This is a genomic window from Mesorhizobium sp. M1396, assembly GCF_040317725.1.
Classification (GTDB): domain Bacteria; phylum Pseudomonadota; class Alphaproteobacteria; order Rhizobiales; family Rhizobiaceae; genus Mesorhizobium.
The window spans coordinates 54,999-79,646 of record NZ_JAMYLA010000024.1; the positions used below are offsets into that span (position 1 = coordinate 54,999).

At 59.8% G+C, this 24,648-nt stretch carries 24 protein-coding genes and 2 pseudogenes; 12 read left to right on the forward strand and 14 right to left on the reverse strand.

The genetic code is table 11. The features are described from left to right. Positions 1-443 precede the first annotated feature (443 nt). Positions 444-598, forward strand: a pseudogene (locus NKH02_RS17350) (short-chain fatty acyl-CoA regulator family protein); the annotation flags it as partial. Positions 599-639: 41 nt separating this feature from the next. On the opposite strand, the gene NKH02_RS17355 reads toward NKH02_RS17350, so the two are convergent. Genes NKH02_RS17355 through NKH02_RS17370 form a run of 4 tightly spaced genes read right to left on the reverse strand, consistent with a single transcriptional unit; the run spans position 640 to position 2,780 of the window. Further along, the gene (locus tag NKH02_RS17355) at positions 640-813 is read right to left on the reverse strand and encodes a hypothetical protein (RefSeq protein ID WP_352880253.1); all 174 of its coding nucleotides are present in this window, start codon (positions 811-813) and stop codon (positions 640-642) included. A 32-nt stretch (positions 814-845) separates the two neighbouring features. Then, positions 846-1,973: a WD40 repeat domain-containing protein gene (locus NKH02_RS17360; RefSeq protein ID WP_352880255.1), complete on the reverse strand. Its 1,128-nt coding sequence runs from the start codon at positions 1,971-1,973 to the stop codon at positions 846-848. Positions 1,974-1,986: 13 nt separating this feature from the next. Further along, positions 1,987-2,310: a hypothetical protein gene (locus tag NKH02_RS17365; RefSeq protein ID WP_352863537.1), complete on the reverse strand. Its 324-nt coding sequence runs from the start codon at positions 2,308-2,310 to the stop codon at positions 1,987-1,989. Next, positions 2,307-2,780, reverse strand: coding sequence for a hypothetical protein (locus NKH02_RS17370; RefSeq protein ID WP_352880257.1), 474 nt, complete (start codon positions 2,778-2,780; stop codon positions 2,307-2,309). Before NKH02_RS17370 ends, NKH02_RS17365 begins: the two co-directional genes overlap by 4 nt. 559 nt (positions 2,781-3,339) lie before the next feature. On the opposite strand from NKH02_RS17370, the gene NKH02_RS17375 reads away from it, so the two are divergent. The 9 genes from NKH02_RS17375 (at position 3,340) to NKH02_RS17415 (ending at position 13,008) form a co-directional block, all read left to right on the forward strand. After that, entirely contained in the window at positions 3,340-5,013 is a 1,674-nt protein-coding gene (locus NKH02_RS17375) for an aromatic/alkene/methane monooxygenase hydroxylase/oxygenase subunit alpha (RefSeq protein ID WP_197033322.1), read from the forward strand. A gap of 55 nt (positions 5,014-5,068) precedes the next feature. Further along, on the forward strand, positions 5,069-6,130 hold the full coding sequence (locus tag NKH02_RS17380; protein WP_352880259.1) for an NADH:ubiquinone reductase (Na(+)-transporting) subunit F: 1,062 nt from the start codon (positions 5,069-5,071) through the stop codon (positions 6,128-6,130). 46 nt (positions 6,131-6,176) lie between these two features. Next, a complete protein-coding gene (locus NKH02_RS17385; RefSeq protein WP_352880260.1) occupies positions 6,177-7,235 on the forward strand; it encodes an aromatic/alkene monooxygenase hydroxylase subunit beta in 1,059 nt (352 codons plus the stop codon). 16 nt (positions 7,236-7,251) lie between these two features. Beyond that, positions 7,252-7,623: an MmoB/DmpM family protein gene (locus NKH02_RS17390; RefSeq protein ID WP_352863530.1), complete on the forward strand. Its 372-nt coding sequence runs from the start codon at positions 7,252-7,254 to the stop codon at positions 7,621-7,623. Positions 7,624-7,697: 74 nt separating this feature from the next. After that, a complete protein-coding gene (locus NKH02_RS17395; RefSeq protein WP_126068116.1) occupies positions 7,698-8,720 on the forward strand; it encodes an amidohydrolase family protein in 1,023 nt (340 codons plus the stop codon). 5 nt (positions 8,721-8,725) lie between these two features. After that, positions 8,726-9,523 (forward strand): iron-sulfur cluster assembly protein, encoded by a 798-nt coding sequence (locus tag NKH02_RS17400; RefSeq protein ID WP_352880263.1) that lies wholly within the window; start codon positions 8,726-8,728, stop codon positions 9,521-9,523. A 76-nt stretch (positions 9,524-9,599) separates the two neighbouring features. After that, entirely contained in the window at positions 9,600-11,231 is a 1,632-nt protein-coding gene (locus NKH02_RS17405) for a molecular chaperone GroEL (RefSeq protein WP_352880265.1), read from the forward strand. 47 nt (positions 11,232-11,278) lie between these two features. Next, the gene (locus NKH02_RS17410) at positions 11,279-12,322 is read left to right on the forward strand and encodes an NAD(P)-dependent alcohol dehydrogenase (protein ID WP_352880267.1); all 1,044 of its coding nucleotides are present in this window, start codon (positions 11,279-11,281) and stop codon (positions 12,320-12,322) included. 98 nt (positions 12,323-12,420) lie between these two features. Then, positions 12,421-13,008, forward strand: coding sequence for a DUF1097 domain-containing protein (locus tag NKH02_RS17415; RefSeq protein WP_352880269.1), 588 nt, complete (start codon positions 12,421-12,423; stop codon positions 13,006-13,008). Positions 13,009-13,111: 103 nt separating this feature from the next. Here the strand turns inward: NKH02_RS17415 and NKH02_RS17420 are convergent, their stop codons facing one another. The 9 genes from NKH02_RS17420 to NKH02_RS17460 form a co-directional block, all read right to left on the reverse strand. Then, positions 13,112-15,190, reverse strand: a complete 2,079-nt coding sequence (locus NKH02_RS17420; RefSeq protein ID WP_352880271.1) for a sigma-54-dependent Fis family transcriptional regulator — start codon at positions 15,188-15,190, stop codon at positions 13,112-13,114. An 85-nt stretch (positions 15,191-15,275) separates the two neighbouring features. Further along, positions 15,276-15,749 (reverse strand): hypothetical protein, encoded by a 474-nt coding sequence (locus tag NKH02_RS17425; protein WP_352880273.1) that lies wholly within the window; start codon positions 15,747-15,749, stop codon positions 15,276-15,278. Between the two features lie 179 nt (positions 15,750-15,928). Further along, a complete protein-coding gene (locus NKH02_RS17430; RefSeq protein ID WP_352880298.1) occupies positions 15,929-16,228 on the reverse strand; it encodes a ribbon-helix-helix domain-containing protein in 300 nt (99 codons plus the stop codon). Positions 16,229-16,313: 85 nt separating this feature from the next. After that, complete coding sequence (locus tag NKH02_RS17435) at positions 16,314-17,087, reverse strand: TIM barrel protein (RefSeq protein ID WP_352880275.1); 774 nt, start codon at positions 17,085-17,087, stop codon at positions 16,314-16,316. A 1-nt stretch (position 17,088) separates the two neighbouring features. Further along, positions 17,089-18,048: a sugar phosphate isomerase/epimerase family protein gene (locus tag NKH02_RS17440; protein ID WP_352880277.1), complete on the reverse strand. Its 960-nt coding sequence runs from the start codon at positions 18,046-18,048 to the stop codon at positions 17,089-17,091. Further along, on the reverse strand, positions 18,045-19,046 hold the full coding sequence (locus tag NKH02_RS17445; RefSeq protein WP_352880300.1) for a Gfo/Idh/MocA family protein: 1,002 nt from the start codon (positions 19,044-19,046) through the stop codon (positions 18,045-18,047). Before NKH02_RS17445 ends, NKH02_RS17440 begins: the two co-directional genes overlap by 4 nt. An 89-nt stretch (positions 19,047-19,135) precedes the next feature. Next, positions 19,136-19,960 carry an ATP-binding cassette domain-containing protein gene (locus tag NKH02_RS17450; protein WP_352863512.1) on the reverse strand — a complete coding sequence of 275 codons (825 nt, stop codon included), beginning with the start codon at positions 19,958-19,960 and terminating at the stop codon, positions 19,136-19,138. A gap of 11 nt (positions 19,961-19,971) precedes the next feature. Next, positions 19,972-21,027, reverse strand: a complete 1,056-nt coding sequence (locus NKH02_RS17455; protein WP_352863510.1) for an ABC transporter permease — start codon at positions 21,025-21,027, stop codon at positions 19,972-19,974. Between the two features lie 98 nt (positions 21,028-21,125). Beyond that, positions 21,126-22,091, reverse strand: a complete 966-nt coding sequence (locus NKH02_RS17460; RefSeq protein WP_352863508.1) for a substrate-binding domain-containing protein — start codon at positions 22,089-22,091, stop codon at positions 21,126-21,128. 336 nt (positions 22,092-22,427) lie between these two features. Here NKH02_RS17460 and NKH02_RS17465 point away from each other — a divergent pair, with 336 nt between their 5' ends. Beyond that, entirely contained in the window at positions 22,428-23,456 is a 1,029-nt protein-coding gene (locus NKH02_RS17465; protein ID WP_352863507.1) for a LacI family DNA-binding transcriptional regulator, read from the forward strand. Here the strand turns inward: NKH02_RS17465 and NKH02_RS17470 are convergent. Next, complete coding sequence (locus NKH02_RS17470) at positions 23,416-23,820, reverse strand: calcium-binding protein (protein WP_352880279.1); 405 nt, start codon at positions 23,818-23,820, stop codon at positions 23,416-23,418. The two genes, NKH02_RS17465 and NKH02_RS17470, sit on opposite strands and share 41 nt — an antisense overlap. On the opposite strand from NKH02_RS17470, the pseudogene NKH02_RS17475 reads away from it, so the two are divergent. Further along, a pseudogene (locus tag NKH02_RS17475) lies at positions 23,782-24,526 on the forward strand (IS630 family transposase); the annotation flags it as partial. The gene NKH02_RS17470 and the pseudogene NKH02_RS17475 overlap by 39 nt on opposite strands. Positions 24,527-24,648 lie beyond the last annotated feature (122 nt).

Below are 24,648 nucleotides of genomic sequence, written 5' to 3' on the forward strand. Positions count from 1 at the left end.
TTTGATGGCGAACATGTTGGCCAGCCTGATCTGGTCAGCGTCGCTGAGATGGAGGTCGGCGCTGCGCAGCGACGGCACCTCTGGAAGGCAGTGCCAAAGCATGACAAACGGAGAGGCCGCGTTGAAGGCGGCATGGCGACTGATCCAGCACGACAGAGGTTCGTCCGAATGGGGCGGCAACCGCACCGGTAATTACCGTTCTCGTATGTTCTCCATTATGCGAATGCCGCCTCGGCATCGAACTCCGGCTCCCAGTTCTCAATCGATGCATCGGTGATGCACTCGCGGCCGCTCTCGATGGCGTCGACGGCGAGGCTGTTGATGATGTGGAAGATGCTGGCGGTGATGCCCTTGGTGATATGCAGAATACGTCGCAGTGATTTCGGCGTCAGAACTTAAGGCCGCCGCAGCCGGCCTCTTGCGCAGGATCGAACGACCAAGGTTTCGCGCGCATCGACCGGGCCGGGAACATCACCAAACGCCACAGTACTGCCAAGCTGCAATCTGCCCGCTTCGGCGCGGCTTGTCCGCTGTGGAATGCGCACCAGACCTCGAAGCGCCGGGTAGGATCATCCGTCAGCTCGCTGAGACACCGGAGGTAGACAATACATCACCGACCGGCTGGTCAGCCTCGTTAGTTTAGTTGGTCTTCAACTGGCCGATGCGGTTTTCGGCGATCCAGCGGGCGGCGAGGACCAGCGCGCCCATGCTGAAATCCTTGCCGTGCTTGGCCACCATCTCTTCCGACAGCTTGGCCAGCCGCTCGAAAAATTCGTCCTTGCTCTCGTCCTCTGCGGTGAGTTCGGTCTGCATTCTATCCTCCTGTTTCATACGGACTGCGTCCGTTATTTGAACATCTGGGCTGGAAAGGTGACGATCGCGGCGGTGCCGTCGACGGCGCCCACCGCCAGATGCCGTCCGTCGCCGGACCAGGCAAGCGCGGTGACCGCGCTGCCGAAAGGCCTGACGAGGAGTTCGTCGCGGGCGCCGATCTCGGCGATGGTGATCCGGCCGTTGGCGTAGCCGGCCGCGATGAGTTTCTTTTCAGGGTGCGCCGCCACCGTTTCGACCAGCACCAGCCCGGCACGACCCGTCTCCAGCGCGCCGGAGGTTTCGCCGCCAACCGGCGGCGCGGTCATCGACCACCCGGCAATCCGGAAGGCGCCCGAGGCAAACAGCGCATTCGCCGGCCGGCTCCAGCACACGGTCCGCACCGGCGATGGAAATCCCGCGACGATGTCAGCGCGGCCATCGGTCATGCTGACCAGGGCAAAGCCTCCGGTTTCGAGCCCGCAGGCCAACCACGTGCCGTCGCCGCTCCAACGGATCGACACCGGGCGCGCTGGAAAGGAGACATCGCGTATCAAGGCAGCGTCGCCTTCGACAGACCAGATCGACAGTCCATCACCACCGCCGCAGGCGAGGCGCCGCCCGCCTGGCGAGAAAGCAAGGGCGTCCATGGACGATGTCACGGCGTGTTTCAGTTGCACTGCGCGGCCTTGGCCGCGCGACAGAAAGGCATCATGCCCATTGCTGATGGCTGTCATGTCCGTCCTAGCGTTGTGATCGATGGCTACGATCGGTCCGTCGATCCGGACCAAAGGGGCCGCTGCTTCACCGTCGGGGGCCAGATGCAGCACCTCACCGCTGGCCGCGCCGACCAGAAAGGCGGAATGCGCATAGGCGGCGAGCGGGACATCGCCATCTCCGAATGCCGCCGTGGCGATCAATGGGACAGGTGGCCTTTCCCTTGGGCGGATCGTCGTCTGCCCCAGATCGTTGCTTACCCTTATCCGCGTTTCCGGCGGCTCGTGATCCGCGACCGTGGCAATGGCGATGGTTGCATCCACTGAAGCGAAGGCAACAGCCGTGCCATCGGCGCTGAAGCGCAAATCGGCGATTGCCGACGGACGACGCCAGCTCCGCGCCAGAAGGTCGAACAAGGTTAGGTTCTGCATCGTCTGCTGGTTCATGCTCTCTCTCCCGTCAGTCCTCGTTCGCCGTCGCGGCAAGCCGGCGATCAATGTCCTCGACATCGCCTTCCACTGCGACGATGCGTTGCTCGCACACCGCGCATGCCTGCATGACCGCCGCCGCGCTCTGCTCTGCCTCATGCAAGTCCCGCACCAGTTGCTCGCTGGCGCCGCTTCTGCCGATTTCCAGCTCCAGGCGCAGCACATCCATCTCGATGCCGGAGCGTTTCTGATTGAGCCGCAGCGCCTCGGCAGTGAGCGCGGAGACATTGGCGACCAGATCGAGCCGGCGGGCGAGCAGCGCGTGGCGTCTGGCGATATCGGATCCTCCCGTCATTGTTTGCTCCCCAAAGATCCCGGCGGTTTTTCGAAAGCCGACAGCAATTTTGGCAACGTACCGGCCTGCGACTGGAACTGCCTTTCGGCCGTCTCGATATGGCTCTTGAGCTGATCCCAGATGTCGACACGGATCATCGATGTCGTGTCACCGGTGAGGCGCTCGATCTCGTCGACGCGGAACTGGCGCGTCAGCGAAACGCCGGAAAACACGAAGTCCCGCAACAGGATCGCGTGGTTTTCGATGAACAGATGGATCATCGGATGCGTTTCCGTGGTGACGCCGCCGGCGGCAAGCTCGGCCCGGATGAAGTCCTGGAAGTGGCTCTGGAGGCGATGTTGGCTCTCGCCCATGAAGCGCATGACAAAGACCAGATCGCGGGGCATCAGCCTGACAAGATCGCCGGTGACGCCGTCGGCCTGGCTGGACATTGGCTCTGGTGGCCCCCGGCTGTCTCTATCGTTCGGCATGGTCTCTCTCCAGCGCCAGGCCCATCCACGGCCGTCTCCTTCAGATAGTAGAGAAAGACGAAGAATTGAATAGATGATATCTGTTTTCTTTTTTTGCTGCACTTGCTAACTAAACATATTGCGTATGCGAATAGATTTTAAATATTACAAGCGTACTTTACAACTGTAAAACAACGTTACAGTCGGCCATCTGCTCATATGCCGAAAGAGTGGCGATTTTGTTTGAACGTCAGCCATGGGCGCTCTTTTCAAACTGGCACGGCGCTTGCTTTGTACCTTTCCACAAGAAGCCCATCGCATTTTTGACGCGGTGCCAAAAGAACGAAGGAACGGAGGAAGCAGAGACCGCTTCGATACGCCCATCGCACATGCGGTTGGCGCCGCGGGTCTCCGCCAAAACACCTCGAGAACCTTTGCCGCGATCCACTTGAACGGCCGGACCATGAGTCGCGCCTGAATGCGCAACCCTTTGTCGTGCCGTTCGCACTCTCACTGGCGGTGCTTTGTGCCGCTTCATGCCGGGGTCAAGGGACCTGCGGCTCAAACCTGGTGGAGGCTTATGACCATGACGTCTCTGACGCTTAACAAGATTACCTCGCAACGCGGAATCTCCGTCGGCGAGGCGACCAAGAAGATTGCCGATCTCGGCTGGAATCCTTCCTACGTCCAGGAAGCGATGACGTTTCCGACCGACTACAAGATCAACAAGACGCCCCGCGACCCGATGAAGCAGGTCCTGCGGTCGTACTTCCCGATGCAGGAAGAAAAAGACAACCGCGTCTATGGCGCGCTCGATGCGGCCTTGCGCGGCGACATGTTCCGCAACGTCGAGCCGCGTTGGGTCGAGTGGATGAAGCTCTTCCTGGCCATCATTCCGTTCCCGGAAATCTCGGCTGCCCGCTCGATGGCGATGGTTGCCCGCATAGCGCCTGGTGAGGAACTCCGAACCGGCTTCACCATGCAGATGATCGACGAGTTTCGTCACTCGACGATCCAGATGAATTTGAAGAAATGGTACATGGAGAACTACATCGATCCGGCCGGCTTCGACATCACCGAAGAAGCCTTCGGAAAATGCTACGCCACGACAATCGGCCGACAGTTCGCCGAAGGCTTCATCACCGGCGACACGATGACCGCCGCCTGCATGTACCTGACCGTGGTGGCTGAAACCGCCTTCACCAACACGCTGTTCGTCGCCATGCCTTCGGAGGCCGCCCGCAACGGCGACTACGCGCTGCCGACGGTGTTCCTGTCGGTGCAGTCCGACGAGAGCCGGCATATCGGCAATGGCCACTCGCTGCTGATGGCGGCGCTCAAGGAGCCGGAAAACCACCTCTTGCTCGAGCGCGACCTGCGCTACGCCTTCTGGCAGAACCACGCCATCGTCGATGCCGCCATCGGTACCTTCATCGAATACGGCACCACCAACCGCGACAAGAACAAGGAGTCCTACGCGGAGATGTGGCACCGTTGGATCTATGAGGACTACTATCGCACCTACATGCTGCCGCTCGAAAAATACGGCATCAAGGTCCATCACGATGACGTCCAGGCGGCCTGGGAGCGCATCACCAAGAAGAACTATGTCCACAAGGTCGGGCAGTTCTTCGCGGTCGGCTGGCCGGTCAATTTCTGGCGTATCGAAGCCCAGACCGACAAGGACTTCGAGTGGTTCGAGCACAAGTATCCGGGCTGGTACGCCGAGTTCGGCGATTTCTGGAAATGGTATGCCAAGCTCAGCCACAAGGGCGAGAAGGTGCTGCTGTTCAACAGCGATGTCGGCTACGTCTACCCGCACCGCTGCTGGTCCTGCCTCGTTCCCTGTCTGATCCGTGAGGACATGGTGGTCGGCGAGATCGACGGCCAGCTCCATACCTTCGCCCACGAACTCGACAAGTGGACCGCAACAGTCGCCTTCGCCGACGAGTATCAGGGCCGGCCGACGCCCGCGATGGGCCGCTTCAGCGGCAAGCGCGAGTGGGAGACGCTCTATGACGGCTGGGATCTGGCCGATGCGATCAAGGACCTGAACTTCGTCCGTTCCGACGGCAAGACCCTGGTTCCGCAGCCGCATCTTCGCTTCGACGACAAGGAGATGTGGACGCTCGACGACGTGCGCGGCAATACGCTCGGATCGCCGCTCAACGCGCTGCGTGCCATGTCGCCCGCGGACCGCGAGAAGCACTTGGCGGAATACCGGGCCGGTTTCACGATCAATCCCTGCAACTGATCAGGCCAGAGGGGGCGGGTTCGTCCCGCCCTCTCTTTTCACACTGGAGGTCCGTATGTCGGAAACCCACACGGTCAGGCTCAGCCCGGTTGGCGTCGAATTCGACGTCGAGCATGGCGAAACGGTGCTCAACGCCGCCTTTCGCCAGGGCATCGCGCTGCCGCACGGCTGTAAGGAAGGGCAATGCTCGGCCTGCAAAAGCGTGCTGCTCGAAGGCGAAGTCGACATGCTGAAATACTCGACCTTCGCGCTGAACGACATGGAGAAGGAGAGCGGGCACGTCCTGTTGTGCCGCTGCATCGCCTTCTCCGACCTGGAAGTCGAGCTTCTCAACTATGACGAGGAGATTTTGGCGAAAGCGATCGCCGTGAAGACGTACAAGGGCCGGATTGCTCGCATCGAGCAGCTGACCCACGACATTCGCGGCATCGAGATCGAACTCGGCTCCCCAATGAAGTTCTGGGCGGGGCAATATGTCGACATCACGGTTACCACGCAAAAAGGGGAGACGATTACGCGCTCGTTCTCCATGGCAAATACGCCGGACCAAACCGAAAAACTCTCCTTCATCATCAAAAAATATCCTGAGGGAAAGTTTTCCGGAGAGCTCGATTCCGGAGGCATCAGAGCCGGAGCCGAAGTCACCGTCGTCGGACCCTACGGAACCTGCTTCCGCCGCGACGAACGGCAAGGACCCCTGATCCTGGTCGGCGCAGGATCGGGCATGTCGCCCATCTGGTCGATCCTCAACGATCACCTGAAGAGCGGCGAGAAACGTCCGGTCTATTTCTTCTACGGCGCCCGCACCCGCAACGACCTGTTCTATCTCGACAGGATCGCCGAGCTGGTCGGCAATCATTCCGACGTCACCTTCATTCCCGTGCTGTCGCACGCGAATGACGACGCCGAATGGCAGGGCGAACGTGGCTTCGTGCACCAGAGTGTCGACGTCGTGCTCAAGCAACTGGCGGTCGACGGGCAGGGCGATGTCCATGCCTGTGGCCCGCCGCCGATGATCGATGCGCTGCAGCCGGTCCTGTTCATGAACGGCTTCGAAACGGAGCGGATCTTCTTCGACAAGTTCACCACATCGGCAGGTGCAACGCCGGCCCATTGAGGGCGGTCGCGCAAGCCAACCACAACTGCAACAAGGGAGAGAGACTATGCCTGCAACCTCGAGTTCAGTCGGATCAGGAGCCGCCGGCGCGGCAATCTTCGCCGACTCCGACAGCCGGAAGTACCGGTATTTCGACCCGAAAGGCCAGCGCGCCACCCACTACGAGGACATGACGGTCGACGTCCAGCCCGACCCGGAACGCTATCTGATCCAGGACTGGATCATCTCTTTCGCCGACGGCAAGGGCGCCTATGTCAAGCAGAACACCGCCGCGCAGAGCTCCAACTGGCATGCCTTCCGCGCTCCCGACCAGGAGTGGGAGCGCACGCACTACCAGCGCCAGTCGAAGATCGAGACGATGGTGCAGAGCGTCATCAACAATGCGCGCAAGTCGGGCACCCCAAAGACCTTCGACAAGGCTTGGGTCAAGATCCTGCAGACGCAGCTCGGCGCCTGGAAACACGCCGAATTCGGGCTCGGTACGTCGTTGATGCAGGCGCAGCGTTACGGCTACACCCAGATGATCAACAACGCGACGCTGACCAACTCGTCCTACAAGCTCAGGCTCGCCCAGGACATCACCCTCTACCTCGCCGAGATCGGGATGGATCTTCCCGACTGGGACGATGAGCTAGGCAAGAAAGCCTGGCTCGAGGACAGGAACTGGCAAGGCACCCGCGAAGCGGTCGAAACCATCATGGGCGCGACCGATTATCTCGAGCAGTATTTCGCCATCAACATCATCTTCGAGCCGCTGGTGGGCGAAGTGTTCCGCTCCGGCTTCCTGATGCAGATCGCCGCCGCCAACCACGACTTCATCACGCCGGCGGTGATTTCGGCAGCCGAGGCCGACTATGAGCGCAACCTCGCCAACACGATCGACCTCATGCATCTCCTCGCCAATGACGAGAAGCATGGCGCCGCCAACAAGAAGCTCTTCCAGGGCTGGGTCAAGAAACACGGCGCGCTCGCCGACAAGGCAGCCGCCGGCCTGCAGCCGATCTGGTCGATGCCGCATTCCAAGCCGGTCGCGTTCACTGACGTCCGTGCCAAATCCGAAGAGCGGATTGGCCAGATCCTCGGCGAACTCGGCCTCAAGCGCTGAAACAGGAGAAATCGTCATGTCACTATCTGCACGCGACGCAACGCATTCCAACATCTTCAAGGCGATGAAGGACATCACCTTCGAACAGACGATTTCGCATCAGTGCGGCGTCACCATGAACGACTCTGTCGAGGCGAGGGCCATCGCCGAATTCATGGGCCAGAAGCCGAACGTAACCGTCACCTACCAGCCGGCGATGATCCGCATCGACGGCACCGGCAAGCTGATCTTCAAGATGGACGAGATCAGCGAATATCTCGGCCGCGAGATGACGGCGGAAACCTTCGAGGTCAACAGCTCCACCCACTACGGCCGCATGGTTCGCGTCGACGACAACACTGTGATCCTGTTCGGCAACATGGATGAGATGTTCGAATACATCGAATAGCCGCCACGAAAAATCCGGCGTGCCGCTGGGTGCGGCGCGCCGAACCGATCAACGCGATTGCTGCGGAGGCAACCATGTACAGAACACCGGAAGGCAAGGACATTTTCGTGGTCGACGGCCACACCCATTTCTGGGACGGCAGCCCGGAAAACCAGAAGAACATCCACGGCAAGCAGTTCATCGAGTGCTTCTATGCCTATCACACTGGCTTGAGCCCGAAGGACCAGCTGTGGGAGAAGAGCAAGTTCGAGAAATACAGCGCCGACGACCTCTATCGCGACCTGTTCATCGACGGGCCCGACGATGTGGCGATCGTCCAGTCGACCTATCTCAAGGACTTCTACAAGAACGGCTTCAACACGATCGAGCGCAACGCCGAGGTGGCCAAGCGCTATCCGGAGCGCTTCATCGTCAACGGCGCCTTCGATCCGCGCGACGGCGAGAAGGCGCTGGAATACATCCACTTCCTCAAGGAGACCTACGACGTCAAGGGCGTGAAGATGTACACGGCCGAATGGAACGGCGCCTCCAAGGGCTGGAAGCTCACTGATCCCGATGCCTACAAGTGCTTCGAACTCTGCGACAAGCTCGGCATCAGGAACATCCACGTCCACAAGGGCCCGACCATCCTGCCGCTCTCGAAGGATGCCTTCGACGTCCATGACGTCGATCATGCGGCGACGGATTTTCAGGGCCTCAACTGGATCATCGAGCATTGCGGCCTGCCGCGTCTCGACGATTTCTGCTGGATCGCGACGCAGGAAACCAACGTCTATGGCGGACTGGCGGTGGCACTGCCCTTCATCCACGCGCGCCCGCGCTATTTCGGCGAGGTCATCGCCGAGCTGTTGTTCTGGCTCGGGCCGGAGAAGATCCTGTTCGGTTCCGACTACGCGATCTGGACGCCGCGCTGGCTGGTCGAGAAATTCTGGGCCTACCAGATACCAGAGGACATCGCTGCCGAACGCGGCGTGCAGCTGACCGACGAGATCAAGGAGAAGATCCTCGGCCTCAACGCCGCGCGCCTCTACAACATCGATATCGAAGCCAAGAAGAAGGCGCTGGCCAGCTCGCCCTTCAGCATCGCGGCGGAGTAGGAACCATGGCAACCGCCAGCGTTTCCGGCAGCCGCGAGAACGAACTCTGGCGGCGCCTTGGTGAGGTCAACGACCCGGAACTCGACGAACCCGTCACCGAGATGGGCTTTGTCGAACGGGGCGAGGTGACGGGCGATGGCAGCGTGGAAGTCGACTTCCGCCTGCCGACCTACTGGTGCTCGCCCAACTTCGCGTTCCTGATGCTGGACGGCGTGCGCAAGGCGCTCGACCAGCTCTCCTGGGCGCCGGCCTACCGCGTCAAACTGCACGACCACATGTTCGCGGAAGAGGTCAATCGCGGCATGGCGGAAGGCAAGGCCTTCGGCGATATCTTCGCCGTGCTTGCCGAGGATCAGGATCTCGGCGGCTTGCGCGACACCTTCGCGATGAAGGCATTCAAGCGGCGCCAGGAGGCGGTCCTGCGCGGCCTCAAGGCGCACGGCCTGACCGATCGGGAGATCCTCGGCATGGACCTGCCGGGTTACGACGTCGCGCGGTTCGAACCGGGCGAGGCGGCCAAACAGCAGCCGAGGTACCGCGCGGCGCTGCTCGAGCGGTTTCCCGACCGCCGGGCGGACGATCCTGTCTTCGTGACCTGGGAGGGGCAAGGCATACCACCGGCCGCACTCAGTGCCCACCTCGCCGAGCTGCGCGGTGTGCGCATCAACATGGAGTTCAACGGCGCGCTGTGCCGGGGGCTCAAGCAGACCAGATACAAGGAACTGGATGTGATCGACGGCGAACCGACGCTGGTCGATTTCATTCTGGATCGCGTGCCGGCCGGAACGGCGCCGACTGCCTGAAGCAGAACTGACACAACGGCCTCCCTTGCACGAGGCCCCTAACCAACAACCCGCCCGTAAGGCGGAAGGAGGAATCATGCCCAAGATAATGCTTCACAATTCCGAGGCTCGCCGGGCTCTCGCCCGTGGCGTTTTCAGGCTTGCAGCCGCCGTCGAGCCGACGCTCGGCCCCAAAGGCATGAACGCCATGATCGACCGGCCGATCGGCACGCCCATGGTGACCCGCGACGGCGTCAGCATCGCCTCCGAGATCGAGCTGCACGACCGTTTCGAAAATATGGGCGCGCAAGTCGTGCGCGAAGTGTCGATGCAGACCAACGAGGTCGCCGGCGATGGCACCACGACGGCGATCGTGCTCGCCAACGCGCTCATCCAGGGTGGCGTCGAGGCGAATGAGCGTGGCGTGAAATCCGTCGATCTGTGCAAGGGCATCGACCTCGCCGTGGCGGCGGTGGTGGCGGCACTCAAGGCCTCGGCCAAGCCGGCCAAGGGCAACGGCATTCTTGCGTCGGTCGCCAACATCGCCGCGACCAACAGCAAGCTCGGCGCGCTGGTGGCGGAAGCCCATCAGCGGGTAGGCGCCGAAGGCGTCATCACCACCGACTTCAGCGTCACCACCGAGACCACGCTCGATGTCGTCGAGGGCATGTCCTTCGAACGTGGCTATCTCTCCCATCACATGGTGACCGATCAGGAGAAGATGGAGGCCGTGCTCGAGCGGCCCTACATCCTGATGACCGACCTCAAGATCAAGGAGCCCGGGCAACTCGATGCGGTTCGCCGCATTGCCGACGAGGCCGGCCGCCCGCTGCTGATCGTGTCCGAGGAAATGTCGCCGGAAGTGGTGGTGACGCTGCTCGGCAAGCAGGGGCCAGGACGATATCTCGTCGTCCATCCGCCGGAATATGGCCACTGGCGAAAGGCGATGATGGAGGATCTGGCCATCATCACCGGCGGCAAGGTGATCGCGCGCGATCTCGGCGGCCGGCTGGAGGATATCACCGCCGAGGATCTCGGCACGGCCGACCGGGTGAAGACCAGTTCGTCCTACACCTCCATCATTCGCGGCGGCGGCGACCATGCGGCAATCGCCTCGCGTCGCGCCCAGGTGCAGCGGCAGTATGAAGCCTCGCCGCCCAACATCGACCAGGACAAGCTGCGCGAACGCCTGGCCAAGCTCTCCGGTGGTACCGCGATCCTCTATGCCGGTGGCGTCACGCCGGTCGAGCAGAAGCGGACCATCCAGCTGATCGAGGATTCTTTGAACGCGGTGCGCGCCGCGTCCGAAGAGGGCGTGGTCGCCGGCGGCGGCTCGGCGCTCGCCCAGATCGCGCCACTGCTCGACAAGCTGGCGGCCGGCGTCGACGGCGATGTCGCCGAAGGCGTGCGCCTCGTACGCTCGGTTCTGTCGCGACCGCTGTGGCGCATCGCGGCCAATGCCGGCGCCGATCCCGAAGCGGTGGTGGCGGAAGTCACGCGCATCAACGGCGGCTACGGCTACAACGCGTCGACCGGCACGTATCAGAACATGTTCGAGGCAGGGATCATCGATCCGGTCCGCGTCACCTACACGGCGCTCGCCAACGCAGCCTCCGTGGCGACGCTGATCCTGACCACCGAAACGCTGATTGGCGATCTCGCCGAGGATGAGGATCCGACGGCCGGCCCGGCGCGTGGCGGCGGCTCCGAAAGGCTCGGCCGCGCCTGAAGCGACAAATTCCAACGCAACGATTTCGACGTTGAAAGGACACAGCCATGAAAGCTGCCAGACTGTACGAATACGATCCGAAGATGAACGTCCTGCTCAAGATCGAGGAGGTCAAGGCGCCGACGATCACCGCTCCCGACGAGGTGATCGTGCGGGTGGGTGCCGCCGGCCTCTGCCGCACCGACCTGCACATCATCGAGGGCGTGTGGAAGCCGACCATGGATCCCGACGGCACGCTGTTGCCTTACATCATGGGCCATGAAAATGCCGGCTGGGTCGAGGAAGTCGGCAGCGGTGTCAGGTCGGTCAAGCGCGGTGACGCCGTAATCTGCCATCCCTTCCGCTCATGCGGGATCTGTCTCAACTGCCGCCATGGCGAGGACATGTATTGCGCCAACGGCCAATTCCCCGGCCTTGGCATGAATGGCGGCTTCGCCGAGTATTTCATCACCAGCGAGCGTTCGCTGATCAAGCTCAACGCCAACATCACGCCGATCGAGGTGGCGCCGCTGGCCGATGCCGGCATCACCGCCTACCGCGCCGCCAAGCGTGCCGCCAAGCTGCTACGACCGGGGAGCTACTGTGTGCTGCTTGGCATAGGCGGGCTTGGCCATATCGCGTTGCAATCGCTGCACGCCATTTCGGGCTGCCGCATCATCGCCGTCGATCGCGAGCCGGCGGCGCGGGTACTGGCAAAGGACCTTGGCGCCGATTTCATCCTCGATGGTGGGCCGAATGTCGTCGAGGAAGTCGCCCAGATCACCGGTGGCGGCGCCCATGTGGTGATCGACTTCGTCGGTGAACTCGGTGTCGAGAACATCTGCTGGAAGATGGTGCGCAAGGGTGGGCAATTGTTCGTCGTCGGCTATGGCGGCAACATAAACGTGCCGACCGCGCATCTTGTCATCGAGGAGATCAACATTGGCGGCAGCCTGGTCGGCAATTTCACCGAGCTTGTCGAACTGATGGAGCTCAACGCCGACGGCAAGGTAAGGATGCACTACACCGAATACAATCTCGCCAGCATCAACACCGCGCTCGACGATTTCAAGAACCGCCGGTTCACCGGCCGTGGCGTCATCGTGCCCTGAAACATTTGGACCGGACTTCGCGCGGACGGGTGCCACGTCCGGTTCGATCCGACTGCTTGCCTGATCCGGCAGGCCTGCCTTCTTGAGCTCCTTGGCTGATGCCATGGCATTTCCGTGTCGGGACGTCAGCGAAGCGCGATCCCTATACGAGCTTCCTTGCTTCGTGGTGTGGAAAAACGGGAGGACAACATGGTCTTGTTACAGGGCTGGCCATCGTCATCGGCATTATGGGTGGCATTGCAACATGGGCGGCGATCACGATAGGCAGTCCCTATCTGCTGATCTGGGCGGTATTTGTCGGCTGGGGGAGTTTCTATCACTGTGGTGGCAAGGAGGCCGGGTTCAAGAATTCGGCCGTTGCAAATTTGTGGGGAGCGATCTGCGCCGCCGGCGCACTGATAGCACTGACGTCTATTGGTGTTACCGCGATCATGGCCGGCATTTGTGTCGACATTTCAATCATTGTCCTGATCCTCGCCGCCAAGCTGCCATTGCTGAGCGCCATTCCGTCAGCGGTCTATGGCTATGCAACGACTGCCGCGCTTTTTCTGCTTGCTGCCGCCGCCTATGGCGAAGGTGCCGGCGGCATCATCAAGGTTGCTGCCGCCGTGGTGATCTCGCTGATCATCGGCAACATCCTCGGCTACGTCTCGGAGAAAGTGACCGGTGCGGTCGTAAAGGCCTGATCATTTCCGCGACCGCTGCCTGAAGGCAATCTCGGTCGACATTCTCCCAATCCCGCGGCGCGAATGCCGCGGTTTTTTATTGCGGAGGTGAAAGGAGTTGCGCCTAAAGGAAGCCGCGCCGGATTCCGTATTGACCGAGCTTGCGATAGAGCGTCGGCCGCGAAATGCCGAGCCTGAGCGCAACCTTGCTGAGATTGCCACTCTCCGCGGCAAGCGCATTCTTGATCGCCTGGCGTTCCGCATCCTGGAAAGTACATACGGGTGCTTCAAGCATGGCTGAGGGATGGTCGCCGTGCATGGCTATTGCGCTGCGATCGCCCGCACTGATTTCTCCGGGAAGGTCCTGCAAGTCGATCGTGCCCCCGCGCGCCAGTATATGCAGGCGTTCCACCAGGTTCTTCAACTCGCGCACATTGCCCGGCCAGCGGTAGGCAAGCAGCGCATCGAGCGCGGCGTTTGAAAACTCCAACGGTTCATTGCCTGCCAGCTTCGCGATCTGACGGTTGAAATGCTCGATCAGCAGCAGCACGTCGTCGCCGCGCTCGCGCAGCGCCGGGACATGGATCGAGACCGCACCGATGCGGTAATAGAGATCGCTGCGGAAGCGCCCGGCCGCGACTTCCTGCTTGAGGTCGCGATTGGTCGAGGCGACCAGTCGCACGTCCACCGGCCGGCCTCTGGAGTCACCGATGCGGTGGACGACGCGCTCCTCCAGCACACGTAACAGGAAGGGCTGGATTTCGAGCGGCAACTCGCCGATTTCATCAAGGCTGAGCACGCCGCCATTGGCGAGTTCGAAGATGCCCGGCTTGCCGTCACGCGAAGCTCCTGTAAAGGCGCCGCCGACGTGGCCGAACAATTCGCTGCCGAACAGTTCCTTGGTGATTGCACCGCAGTTCATGGCGATGAAAGGGTCGTTTTCGGTGCGCCGGCTGCCGGCATGGACAAGTCGTGCAAACAACTCTTTTCCGACACCCGTCTCGCCTTCGATCAGCAACGAGGTGACACCCTTCGACCCGGCCACACGGGAGGCGACATCGACGGCGGCCAGCAATTTTTCGCTTTCGCCGACGATCACCGCCGCGGCTGTCCGCAGGTGCTTGTTCTCCTCCCGGCGGATCACCGTCATGCTCGAGACGGCCGGCACCGAGGGAAACACCAGAGCCGCGCCACGAAGATCGCCGTCGAGCTTCAGCGGCGTGACGTGGCAGGATCGCAGATGCGGCGGCAGCGCGTTGGCGAGATCGGTGTCCGAGCCGGAGGCAGGCAGGTTCATGAGCCAGCGGCCACGGCCAGGCTCCATCGGGCCGTCCATCATCTCCGTCGTGTCGCCATTGGGCACGTTGTTGCAGAAGATCGCGCGGCCACGATGATCGACGATCACCAACCCGTCTTTCCGGCGGTAGCTGGGTGCCGAGGAAATGAAGGCCTCAAGCAGGCGCGTGCGCTGCTCCTGCTGTTGTTCGGCGAGTGCCTTTTCAATCTGCCTGGCGGTGGCGGCGACGAGCGCCGTGTTGTGCGGCCGGAAGATCGGCGAATAGCCTGACAGGTCGACGACACCGATGATCTTGCCGTCCAGGGGATCGCGGATCGGCGCACCGGCGCAGGTCCAGGATTTGATGCCGGCGCAGAAATGTTCGGCGGCGTGGACGAAAATCGGTTCGCCGGTCCAAAGCGCCGTGCCGATGCCGTTGGTTCCGACGGCGTCCTCGTTCCATTTGCCGCCGACGCCCAGATGAATGTCCATGCCGTCATGCAAGGTCTTCTTGTCGCCGATCGCGTCGATCAGCACGCCATCACTGTCGGCGAGCACCAGCATCGCTCCCGTCCCTTCCAGCAACTGGCCAAGGGACGCAAACGATCGCCGCGCCGCCGAAAGCAGCTCGGCATTGGCACGGGTCAGATATTCGATCTCGTCACGATCGCTGCTCAGCGGCGCTTCGATGCCTTGCGCGTTGATGCCGCCGGTGGCGCTGCGATACCAGGAATCGTGGATCAGCGAGCGGACATGGACCGGATCGCGGGCGCACTTCGGCTCGTCAGCCAGAAAACTTTCCCAAGCGCGCATGGTGGCGCGCTCGTCATAGTCGATGTTGTCCAGAACCAACTGTCCGGTGGCCATCGACGCACGCGCCGGAAGAGCATCGGTCTTCATCTGATCGGGGCCGTTCGCGTGTCTCATTCAGTCATCACAGTACCTTTGAGGTATGCCATTTCTGTATGCTGTCGCGGATTGGGCGTGCTCAGCGACGCCCGAGTGCCGGTGGTCAGTCGATGCCGAGTTTCGCGCCGATGTCGGCGGCAAGCTGTTCTTCGCTATAGGTCGCAGTCAGGTGGGCTCCGTCCAGTTCGGCAAGCGCCTCGGCGACGGTTTCGTCGACTGGTGAGAAAAAGCCGTTCTGCTTCGTTGCCAGGACGAAAATCTGGTTACCATCCCGGTTGCGGACATCGCCGATATGATGAAGCTGGCGGCCGGTGTTCTGATCCTTGGAGATCACACGACCGTTCATGGTGACATGGATGGACGGTTTGGCTTCAGCCACAGGCGAGGCACCACCGCCAACATGGATGATCAGGCCTTCGGCCTTTGGTTGCTGGCGTGGCTTCTTGGAAGCCGAATAGCCGCCGCCGCTGATCTGGTCGGCAAGGCGAACGATGGTCGAGCGGTTCTGCTCGATCAGTCTTTTGACTTGTATGTCCTCGCGCCGCGGGCCATCCCGCTTGGAGATAATCTCGACCATGAATCCTCCCAGATTCGCAGTGCCGTGGATACGGCTCATTCTTCTTGTGACGCGAACCCTACACCGCCTCAGTCAGATCCGCCAATGCTAATAGATAGCGCCAAAATTCGGGTCGCTGGTAGCAGGCGGCTGCTACACGGGATTTCCGGTATTCGGACGTTTTGAGTAGTGCCCGCGTGTCAGGCTGCCTTGTTCGTCAATTCCGAGGGTTCGCTGTCGAGTGGTTGCCTGTCGCGCAGGTAGAGCGCGCACGTGGTGCGCAGCATGGAGGCAAAGTTCGGGATATGGCCGTTGGTTTCCAGTGCTTCATCGTAAAGTGTCGAGAGGAATTTCGGCGCCGTCATCCCCTGTCCGTGGGCGATCTCGTCCAACAACGTCCAAAAAGTGGCCTCAAGCTGGATGCTCGTTGAATGGCCACCTATTCGAATTGAGCGATTGACCAGTCGATACCCTTCCGGATCCTGCCCGGCTGCCCGGATTCGTGGAGATGGCCGTTGCGTGGACGCCTGCGATGCGGACTGCCCCGAGGAGACCTACTTTCAGCATATCAATTTCCTTACTGTTTCAAATCGTGAACGCATTACGGAATGCCTCTAGCGCATCTTCCGGGTTGCCTTTCGCAAAGGCTTCCATCCCCACAGGCCCCGCATACCCAATGGCGTCCAAGGCTCTTGCAATCATCGGCCAGTTCATTTCACCCGTTCCCGGTTCGCATCGCCCTGGGTTGTCGGCGACCTGGATTTCTCCGATCCATGGAAGACACGCTTCTGCATGGCGGATCACATCCCCTTCGCCGATCTGGGTATGATAGAGGTCGAGATTGATCCGGAGCTGCGGTCTATCGACGGTAGCGACCAGCGAAAGTACATCTGCCGTTGAATTGAACGGGCAGCCGGGATGTTCGCGAAGGTTCAGGTTTTCAAGGGTGAACGTGACGCCCTCTTCTTCTGCCATGTCGCAGATGCGGTGCAGGGTATCGCGTGCTTTCAGCCACATGCCCGGTGCGACATGTGCCATTTGCTGAATGGGCAGCCCCTGATCTCCAAGACCAGTACCATGAAGGTTCAGGCGATGAACACCAAGGCGCTTGCCAACCTGTGCGGTTTCCCGCGCAGATTTGAGGATAAGGTCGGCCCCCTCTGAGTCAGCCAATCGCCCCACAAGATAGCCGTTCATTATTGTGAATGTCGCGCCGGTTTTCTCCAGTTCATCGAGGTCCCAGGCGGGATAATTCCACAGGCCGACGCCAAACCCCATCTCATGCAAGCGGGACGCTCGCCAATGTATCGGTTTGTCCTGCCAGAGCATTTCCGCACAGGCTGCCAGTTGAAAGCTCATGTCAGATATCCTGCAATTTGAAATCGGCTGGGGCGACAGGCATGACGCCCTTCAGAAGGGTCACGGATTTCTCGAGCCCTTCGAGCGCGTTAAGGAGGACGTCCTCATGTTCGATGGAGAGCCAGCCGTCATAGCCTGCCATCTTGAGGCGGTAGCAGAACTGCCGCCACCATTCCTCGCTGTGGCCGAAGCCGAGCGTGATGTAGGACCAGCTTCGCGCCGGGATGTCGGTGAGACTGCCGTTTTCCAAGAGGCTGGTCGTCGCCTGCTTCGGGGCATTGAGGAAAGTGTCCTTGGCATGGACGTGATAGACGGCGTCGCCCAGCGTTTCGGCCGCGATCAGCGGATCGGCCCCCATCCAGAAGAGATGCGAGGGATCGAGGTTGGCCCCAACGACCGGGCCGACTTCGTTGCGGAGCCTGAACAGAGACGGCACATTGTAGACGCACTGGTTGCCATGCAGTTCGAGCGCGATTTTCTCGATCCCGCATTCCTTCGCGAGCGCCACGATTTCCGCCCAGAACGGGAAGAGCTTTTCTTCCCACTGGTATTTGAGGATCGCCTGGGTTTCCGGCGGCCAGGAGGAGACCACCCAATTCGGCATGGTGTCGGTGGGATTGCCCGCAGGCAGGCCCGACATGGTGCAGACCGTCCTGATGCCCATCTCGCCCGCGACACGGATGGTGTTTTTCAGGTCTTCGCCCTGAGCGGGATCGGTGGGATGCAAGGGATTCCCGTTGGCATTGAGACTGATGACTTCGAGCCCACGGTCAGAGAAGGACTTCCGGAACTCCTTCTGCGCGGCCGTGTTGCCGAGCATGTATTTCAGGTCGAAATGCGGAGCGGTCGACCAGCCGCAGGTGTTGACCTCGACCCCCGAGACACCCATGCGGGCAGCATTGTCGAGAAGGTCATTGAGCGGCATGCCCCCAAGGCTGTCGGATACGAAACCCAGTTTCATGCGTAGAACTCCGGCTTGGAAATCATGGTGACGGGTTGCTTCTGTCCGGAAGCGAGTGCCGTTACGCCTGCCTCGGCGGCAACTGCTGCGGCATAGCCATCCCAGCAGCTTGATGCGATTTCGGGAAACACGTCTGTGTCGACGAAGCGTAGGAAGGCGCGGTTCTGGCGGCGATAGGCATCGAAATAGCGGGTCCGCCAATCGGCATCGTAGCCGGTGTGGACGCCAAGCGAGCGTTCGAGATGGGTATAAGCGACATGGCTCATGGAAATGCTCGCGTGCTCGCCCACGAGTTCGGCACGAACGTCGTAGCCGTACGCAGCGTTGTTGTTGATCTCGATGTTGACGAGCTGGCCATCGACGGTTTCGAGGACCATGAAGACGGGCGCGACGCGTCGATCAGAGCGCTTCGGCTGGAAGGCAGAGATCCAGGCATATTCGGTGCCAAGTACATGGCGCACGACGTCGAACTCATGCGGGGCGGAATTGGTGATTGCCATGGCACCGGTGAAGTCGGAGGCTGGCGTTTCCACATTGCGGTGGAAGTTGTGCATCATCAGGACTCGGCCAAGCGTGCCATTTTCAATTGCCTCTTTCATCTCGACATAGGACTGGTCGTAGCGCCGCATGAAGCCGAGCTGGACGAACTTTTGACCAACTTCCTGTTCGGCCTGCATGATCGAGAGGCATTCGGCCGAGGACTGCGATAGGGGCTTTTCGCAGAGCACCTTCTTGCCCGCGTTGATGCAGGCGAGTGACAGCGGCGCATGAGTGAAGTCCGGGCTCGCGACGATCACCGCATCCACATCGGCACGGGCAATCACGGCTTCCGGATTACTTGCAACGTCTGCCGCACCATGGGCATCGGCCACCTTGCGAGCGCGGACTTTATCCATGTCGCAGACCACCTGAAGGGTCGCGCCCGGCATTTCCTCCACGACGATCTTGGCGTGGTCAGCGCCCATCAGCCCTGCACCAATGACTGCTACACGCACCATTGGACAAACTCCTTCCATTCGGCTGGCACAAGAGCTCAACCGCTTCCATTCAACAAATTCCACTACTTGGCGGCAATGCCAATATTCAGTCAGTGAGCGGGCGGTGGCGGAAGACCGTCATGGGTCTCCATATACCCTTCAAGTGAGGCTTCGAGACTGGCCATGGATTCACCACCGGCCATCAGATCAGCGATCTGCTCGCGTGTCTTTTCCCCCTTGCGGAAGTCAGCCGCAATTGCACCCCGAATGAGCACTGCGAAGTGATCGCCCACTGCCATGGCATGCATCACCTGATGGGTGATGAAAATGACCGCGAGGCCACGACGCTTGGCTTCATTGATGATACGCAGTACGTGAGCAGCCTGCTTGACGCCGAGGGCTGCCGTCGGCTCGTCAAGGATGAGAACACGGGCTCCGAAATAGACAGCACGGGCAATCGCGAGCGACTGGCGTTCCCCTCCGGAAAGGCCACCGACCAAGCGATCCCCGTCGGTGATGCGTGTGATCCCCATTTTCTGAACCTCTGCAACTGCCACTCGGGTGGCGGTTTTGCGGTCGAAATATTTGAACGGTCCCCAACCCTTTGTCGGCTCCGAACCCATGAAAAAGTTACGTCCTATGGACATCAAAGGATATGTCCCACCGAATTGGTGAACTGTAGCTATCCCGCGTTCCTGAGCCTCACGGGGACTGGAGAAAAGTGCGGGCTGACCATCCATCAGAATTTCGCCACGCGTCGGCTGATAGACACCAGACAGCGTTTTGATGAGCGTCGACTTACCCGCGCCGTTGTCGCCAAGCAGGCAGAGCACTTCACCTTCACCGACCTTGAGGCTGATATCGTTCAGAACATCAATATGGCCAAACGATTTGTCGACGTTTCGAAATTCGAGAACGGGTTTCTTATCGGACATTGTCGCTCTCCTTATTTCTTTTTGGACGTCGACCAGCTGGTGGCCAAATGACGAAACGTGTCGTTGAGCAGGACAGCGATCAAAAGCATGACACCGATAATTAGGAAGGACAGGTTTCTGTCGATCTCTGTGAAACCAATAGCTTGGGTAACAATCGAAAGGGTGAGCACCCCGAAGACAATGCCCATTACAGTACCAAAACCACCCGTGAGGAGAACGCCACCTACGACCACGGCGATAATGGTGTTGAAGATTAGGCCAAAATTGGCCTGAGACGTTGCGGAGCTGAATGTCATCACCTGAAGGACACCAGCAAAGGCCGCCGATATGGAACACAGCATGAAGAGTGCAATCTTCATCCTGGTTACAGGAATACCTGCGTTTCTCGCGCTTTCTTGGTCTCCACCAAGAGCGAACACCCAGCTTCCCTTCGGAGAGTAATGCAGAAAGAAGACGAATGCTGCGATAAGCCCACCCCACCAGAAGACGGAAGAATTGAAGCCATACACCTTCCCGCCGAAGAGCGATTTTGCCCAATCTGGCGCGTGATAGAAGGAATTGGTGTTGTTGATGAAGAAGATCGACAGGTAGAGCGTGATGCCTGCCACTGCAAAGAGCGTCGCCAATGTCACGATGAACGACGGCACGCGCGTGTGAGTTACGATGTATCCATTGATGAAGCCGATCAGTGCACCGATGGCAAGCGCTGCAGCTACACCGACAAGCACAGGCATCTGATAATGCTCGCAGACAATCGCAACTGTCATCGTGGACGCGGGAAGTACAGCACCGGTTGAAATATCGAGTTCACCGGCAATCATGAGGAACCCGACCGGAATCGCAATCATTCCTATGAGTGACGCGAAGTTCACCCACGTAGTTACACCAGCTACGGACAAAAAGTTGCGGCTATACCCGAACATCGCAAAAAGGATGAATACAGCCACGAAACCCATGAAAGCACCAGCGGCGGGGGTGCGAAAAAAGGCCTTAATGGATGAAATGGCCGATTCACTCTCGATGGCGGGTGTTTCAACGGTGCTGGTTCTTAGGTTTGTGGTGGTCATGGAAGCAAAATCCTCAGTTAGCGCAGACGAAGCTACATAGAGGGAGCATGGATGAGACCCGGCTAGGTTAGCGGCCAGGTCTCAGCCTCGGGCCAGCCTCAACGTGCGCCGAGTTTGACGCCGTCGATTGCCGAAGCAACATTGGTCTTGTCGACAATCGCCGGACCAGTCAGAACCGGCTTCGTTGCAACCGCAGTGCCGAACTTCAGGTTTGCAAACAGCATGGAGGTTGCGAGGAACCCCTGCAGATAAGGCTGCTGGTCGATTGCGAAGGTCTGGGTGCCCTTCGAAATGCGATCCAGAACCGAGGCGGACATATCGAAGGTACCAAGCTGAATCTTGCCGATCTTGCTCTGCTGATCGATGGAGCTAGCGGCAGCATCTGCAGCCCATGCAGCGAGCGTGATGACGGCGTCAATGGACGGATCGGCGATCAGCTCGGATTTGATTGCTTCAGAGGTACCATTCATGTCCTGGTCAAGGTTAGCAGGAACACGGAGGATGAAGGTGTCTGCGCCAGCCTTCTTCGCACCGTCTTGAACGCCCTTGCAGCGGGTCTCGAGATTTACGGCACCTGGGTTCTGGATGTGGCAGAGAATTTTCTTTGCACCATGAGAAGCCAGATACTTGCCACCCTCAACACCTGCCAGATATTCGTCCGACCCGAAATAGTTTAGCGAGCCGTAATTATCCATCTCACTCTGGCCAGCGTTGAAGGAGATGATCACCACGCCCTTGTCCCGCGCAGCCTTGAGGGCAGGGGTTTCGGATTCTGGCAGCCAGTTCGGGATAGCAATACCTTTAGCACCCTGGGCTACAGCCTGTTCGATTAGCGAAGCGAGGTCCGGGCCGAAGTTGTCATAGTTTTGGGTCTGCATGAAATTGACGGTGCCGCCATTAGCCTTGACCATCAGCGAAGCATCATCGACGCCCTTCTTGACCATGTTCCAGAAGCCATCTTGGGCCGAGCCCACGATGACGGCGATATCCGTGTCACCCGCATGAGCGCTGGATGCCAGCATGAATGCCATGGCTGCGGTGGCTATTTTCTTGGTGAACGACATGTCGAATTCCTCCTCAGGTTAAAGCCGCATGGCTGCGGCTCGACATACTTTTTGCCTTTTTTGGCCGTGCGGCCGATCCCGGCAGGCACGCGCAAGTCCGCGATCTCAACGCAACGACGTTGAGCCTCCTCGTCCAAATTGTGCGCCGGGCCTCCCCCCAAAGCGCTGACGGCTCCTAGATCGCTGAGCACCGTCAACGCGCAATGAATGCTACGTTGACATCTTTCAGGTCAATCTGGATTACTATCGCTTCAGAAATTCGTCTCAAATCATTTCGAAAATTTGTATGAATGATATTTTTTGAGATGCCGAAACCAGAGTAATGGAATTTTTGACATGAAGAGACCAACCATTCCAGACTTGGCAAAAGCCGCAGGTGTATCCGTGTCAACGGTCAATCGTGTACTGTCCGAGCCTGAATCGGTCCGGAGCAATACGCGCACACGCGTTTTGGCAGCCGCTGAGGAAATCGGCTTCTACGGACTTGGCACCATCAAGCAGGCGGCGAAGGCACAAGAGGTGATCCACCGTGTCGGGGTTTTGCTGCAGCGACGGGAGAGACGCTTCTATCGCCTACTCGGCGATTCAATTGCGCAAGCTGCGGAAGCTTATCCTGCCTGCAATATCGATCTAACGGTCGAGTACATGGAAGACCTCACGCCGGAGAAAGTCGCGGCACATATTCAGTCGCTCGGCGGGCGGTGCGAAGCACTTGCGATTGTAGCGCCGCAGCATCCTGCCGTTGCTGACGCGATTGACGCAGTTCTTGAAAGCGGCGTGCCGGTCGTTTCACTTATCGGCCCCCTTACGGCCAAGGGAGGCATCAGCTTTGTGGGGCTCGATAATTGGAAAGTAGGACGCACCGCTGCCTGGGCGTTTGACCGCATGGTGAGACAGCCGGGGAAAATAGGCATTCTTTTGGGCAGCCACCGATTGCGAAACCAGGAAATGAACGAAAGCGGGTTTCGTTCTTACTTCCGTGAACATAATTCGGGATTCACGCTGCTCGAACCGCTGCCAACTTACGAGTCAGCCGTGGTTGCCCGTGAACATGTCGAAAAGCTGCTGACGGACCATCCGGATATGTGCGGACTATTCATCTCAGGGGGTGGTGTTACAGGTGCGATAGCCGCACTCAGGGCTACTCCAAAACGGGAAGACTTCGTTACCGTAGGCTATGAACTCTTTGAAGATACGCGGGCTGCTTTGATAGACGGTACGATTTCGCTGATCCTGTCACACCCCATAGAGCGTTTTGCATCAGAGACTATTGCAACTCTGGTGAAAGCGAAGAACGCAGGTCCCGATAACGGGGTATTTAGGATCACGTTTCCGTTCGATATGTACAGCCCGGAGAGCGTTTGATGACGACTTGGCTCATAAGCTGGCCACAGAATGCGTTCAGCGTATCGATGCCGGCGCCGCCATTCAGCACGTTGTTGCCGCCATCGCCTTCGAGCGTATCGTTCTGTGCAGAGCCCAGAGGGCCCTCGATGCTGGAGAAGGTGTCGCCTTCGGCATCGCCGCCTTGAGCCACACCGGTCATCAGGCTGACATTCACACCGGCCGCCGACGCCGCATAGCTGGGCGTGTCGGTGCCTGCGTCACCGATGAGTGTGTCGGCGCCGCCCAGGCCTGCCAAGGTGTTGTTGCCGGTGTTGCCGGTGATCACGTTGGCAAGCGAGTTGCCATCCACCGCATCTGGACGGCCTTCGGCCTTCAGCCGCACCGCGCAGAGAGCTTCAAACTATCATCGGATGCGCTGTTTGTGGAGAAGGGTGCGTGACATTGTCGGCCTCTATCTGGTCCCGCCCGAGCGAGCGCTGGTCCTGTGCGTCGACGAGAAGAGCCAAATCCAAGCGCTGGATCGCACGCAGCCGGTGCTGCCGATGCGCCCCGGCCAGATCGAGCGGCGCAGCCACGATTATACGCGGCACGGCACCCTTTCCCTGTTTGCTGCCCTCGATGCCGCCACCGGCACCATCATCGGCCGCTGCTTTAAGCGCCACCGCGCGCAGGAGCTTCTGAAATTCCTGCGCGAGATCGAGGCCAATGTCCCGGCTGACCTCGATATCCACATCGTCATGGACAACTACGCCACCCACAAGACCAGCACCGTGCGCGCTTTCTTCCTCAAGCGTTCCCGCTGGCATATTCACTTCACACCGACAGCCGCCTCATGGCTCAACCAGGTCGAACGCTTCTTCGCAAACCTGACCGAAAAGCAGATCAGGCGCGGCGTCCACAGGTCGACACAGGAGTTGGAGGCGGCAATCAGAACTTACATCGAAGCTGTCAATGCCGATCCAAAGCCCTTCAGATGGACCAAGTCGGCCGACGATATCCTCAACACCATCAAGCGCTTCTGTCTGGCTACGCTTCAAGTCGCACAACACCAAACCGAAATGGCTCAAACTTCGGAATCAGGACACTAGCAGCGATCCCGAAGCAGCCCGGCATGTGTGCGAAGGTGCTTCGGGAGGTCTTCTGTTCGTTTCGCCAAACTCCCCTTGAACTGAAAAGAGGTGTTTCCAATCTTTTTCCTATGTGCGGTTGC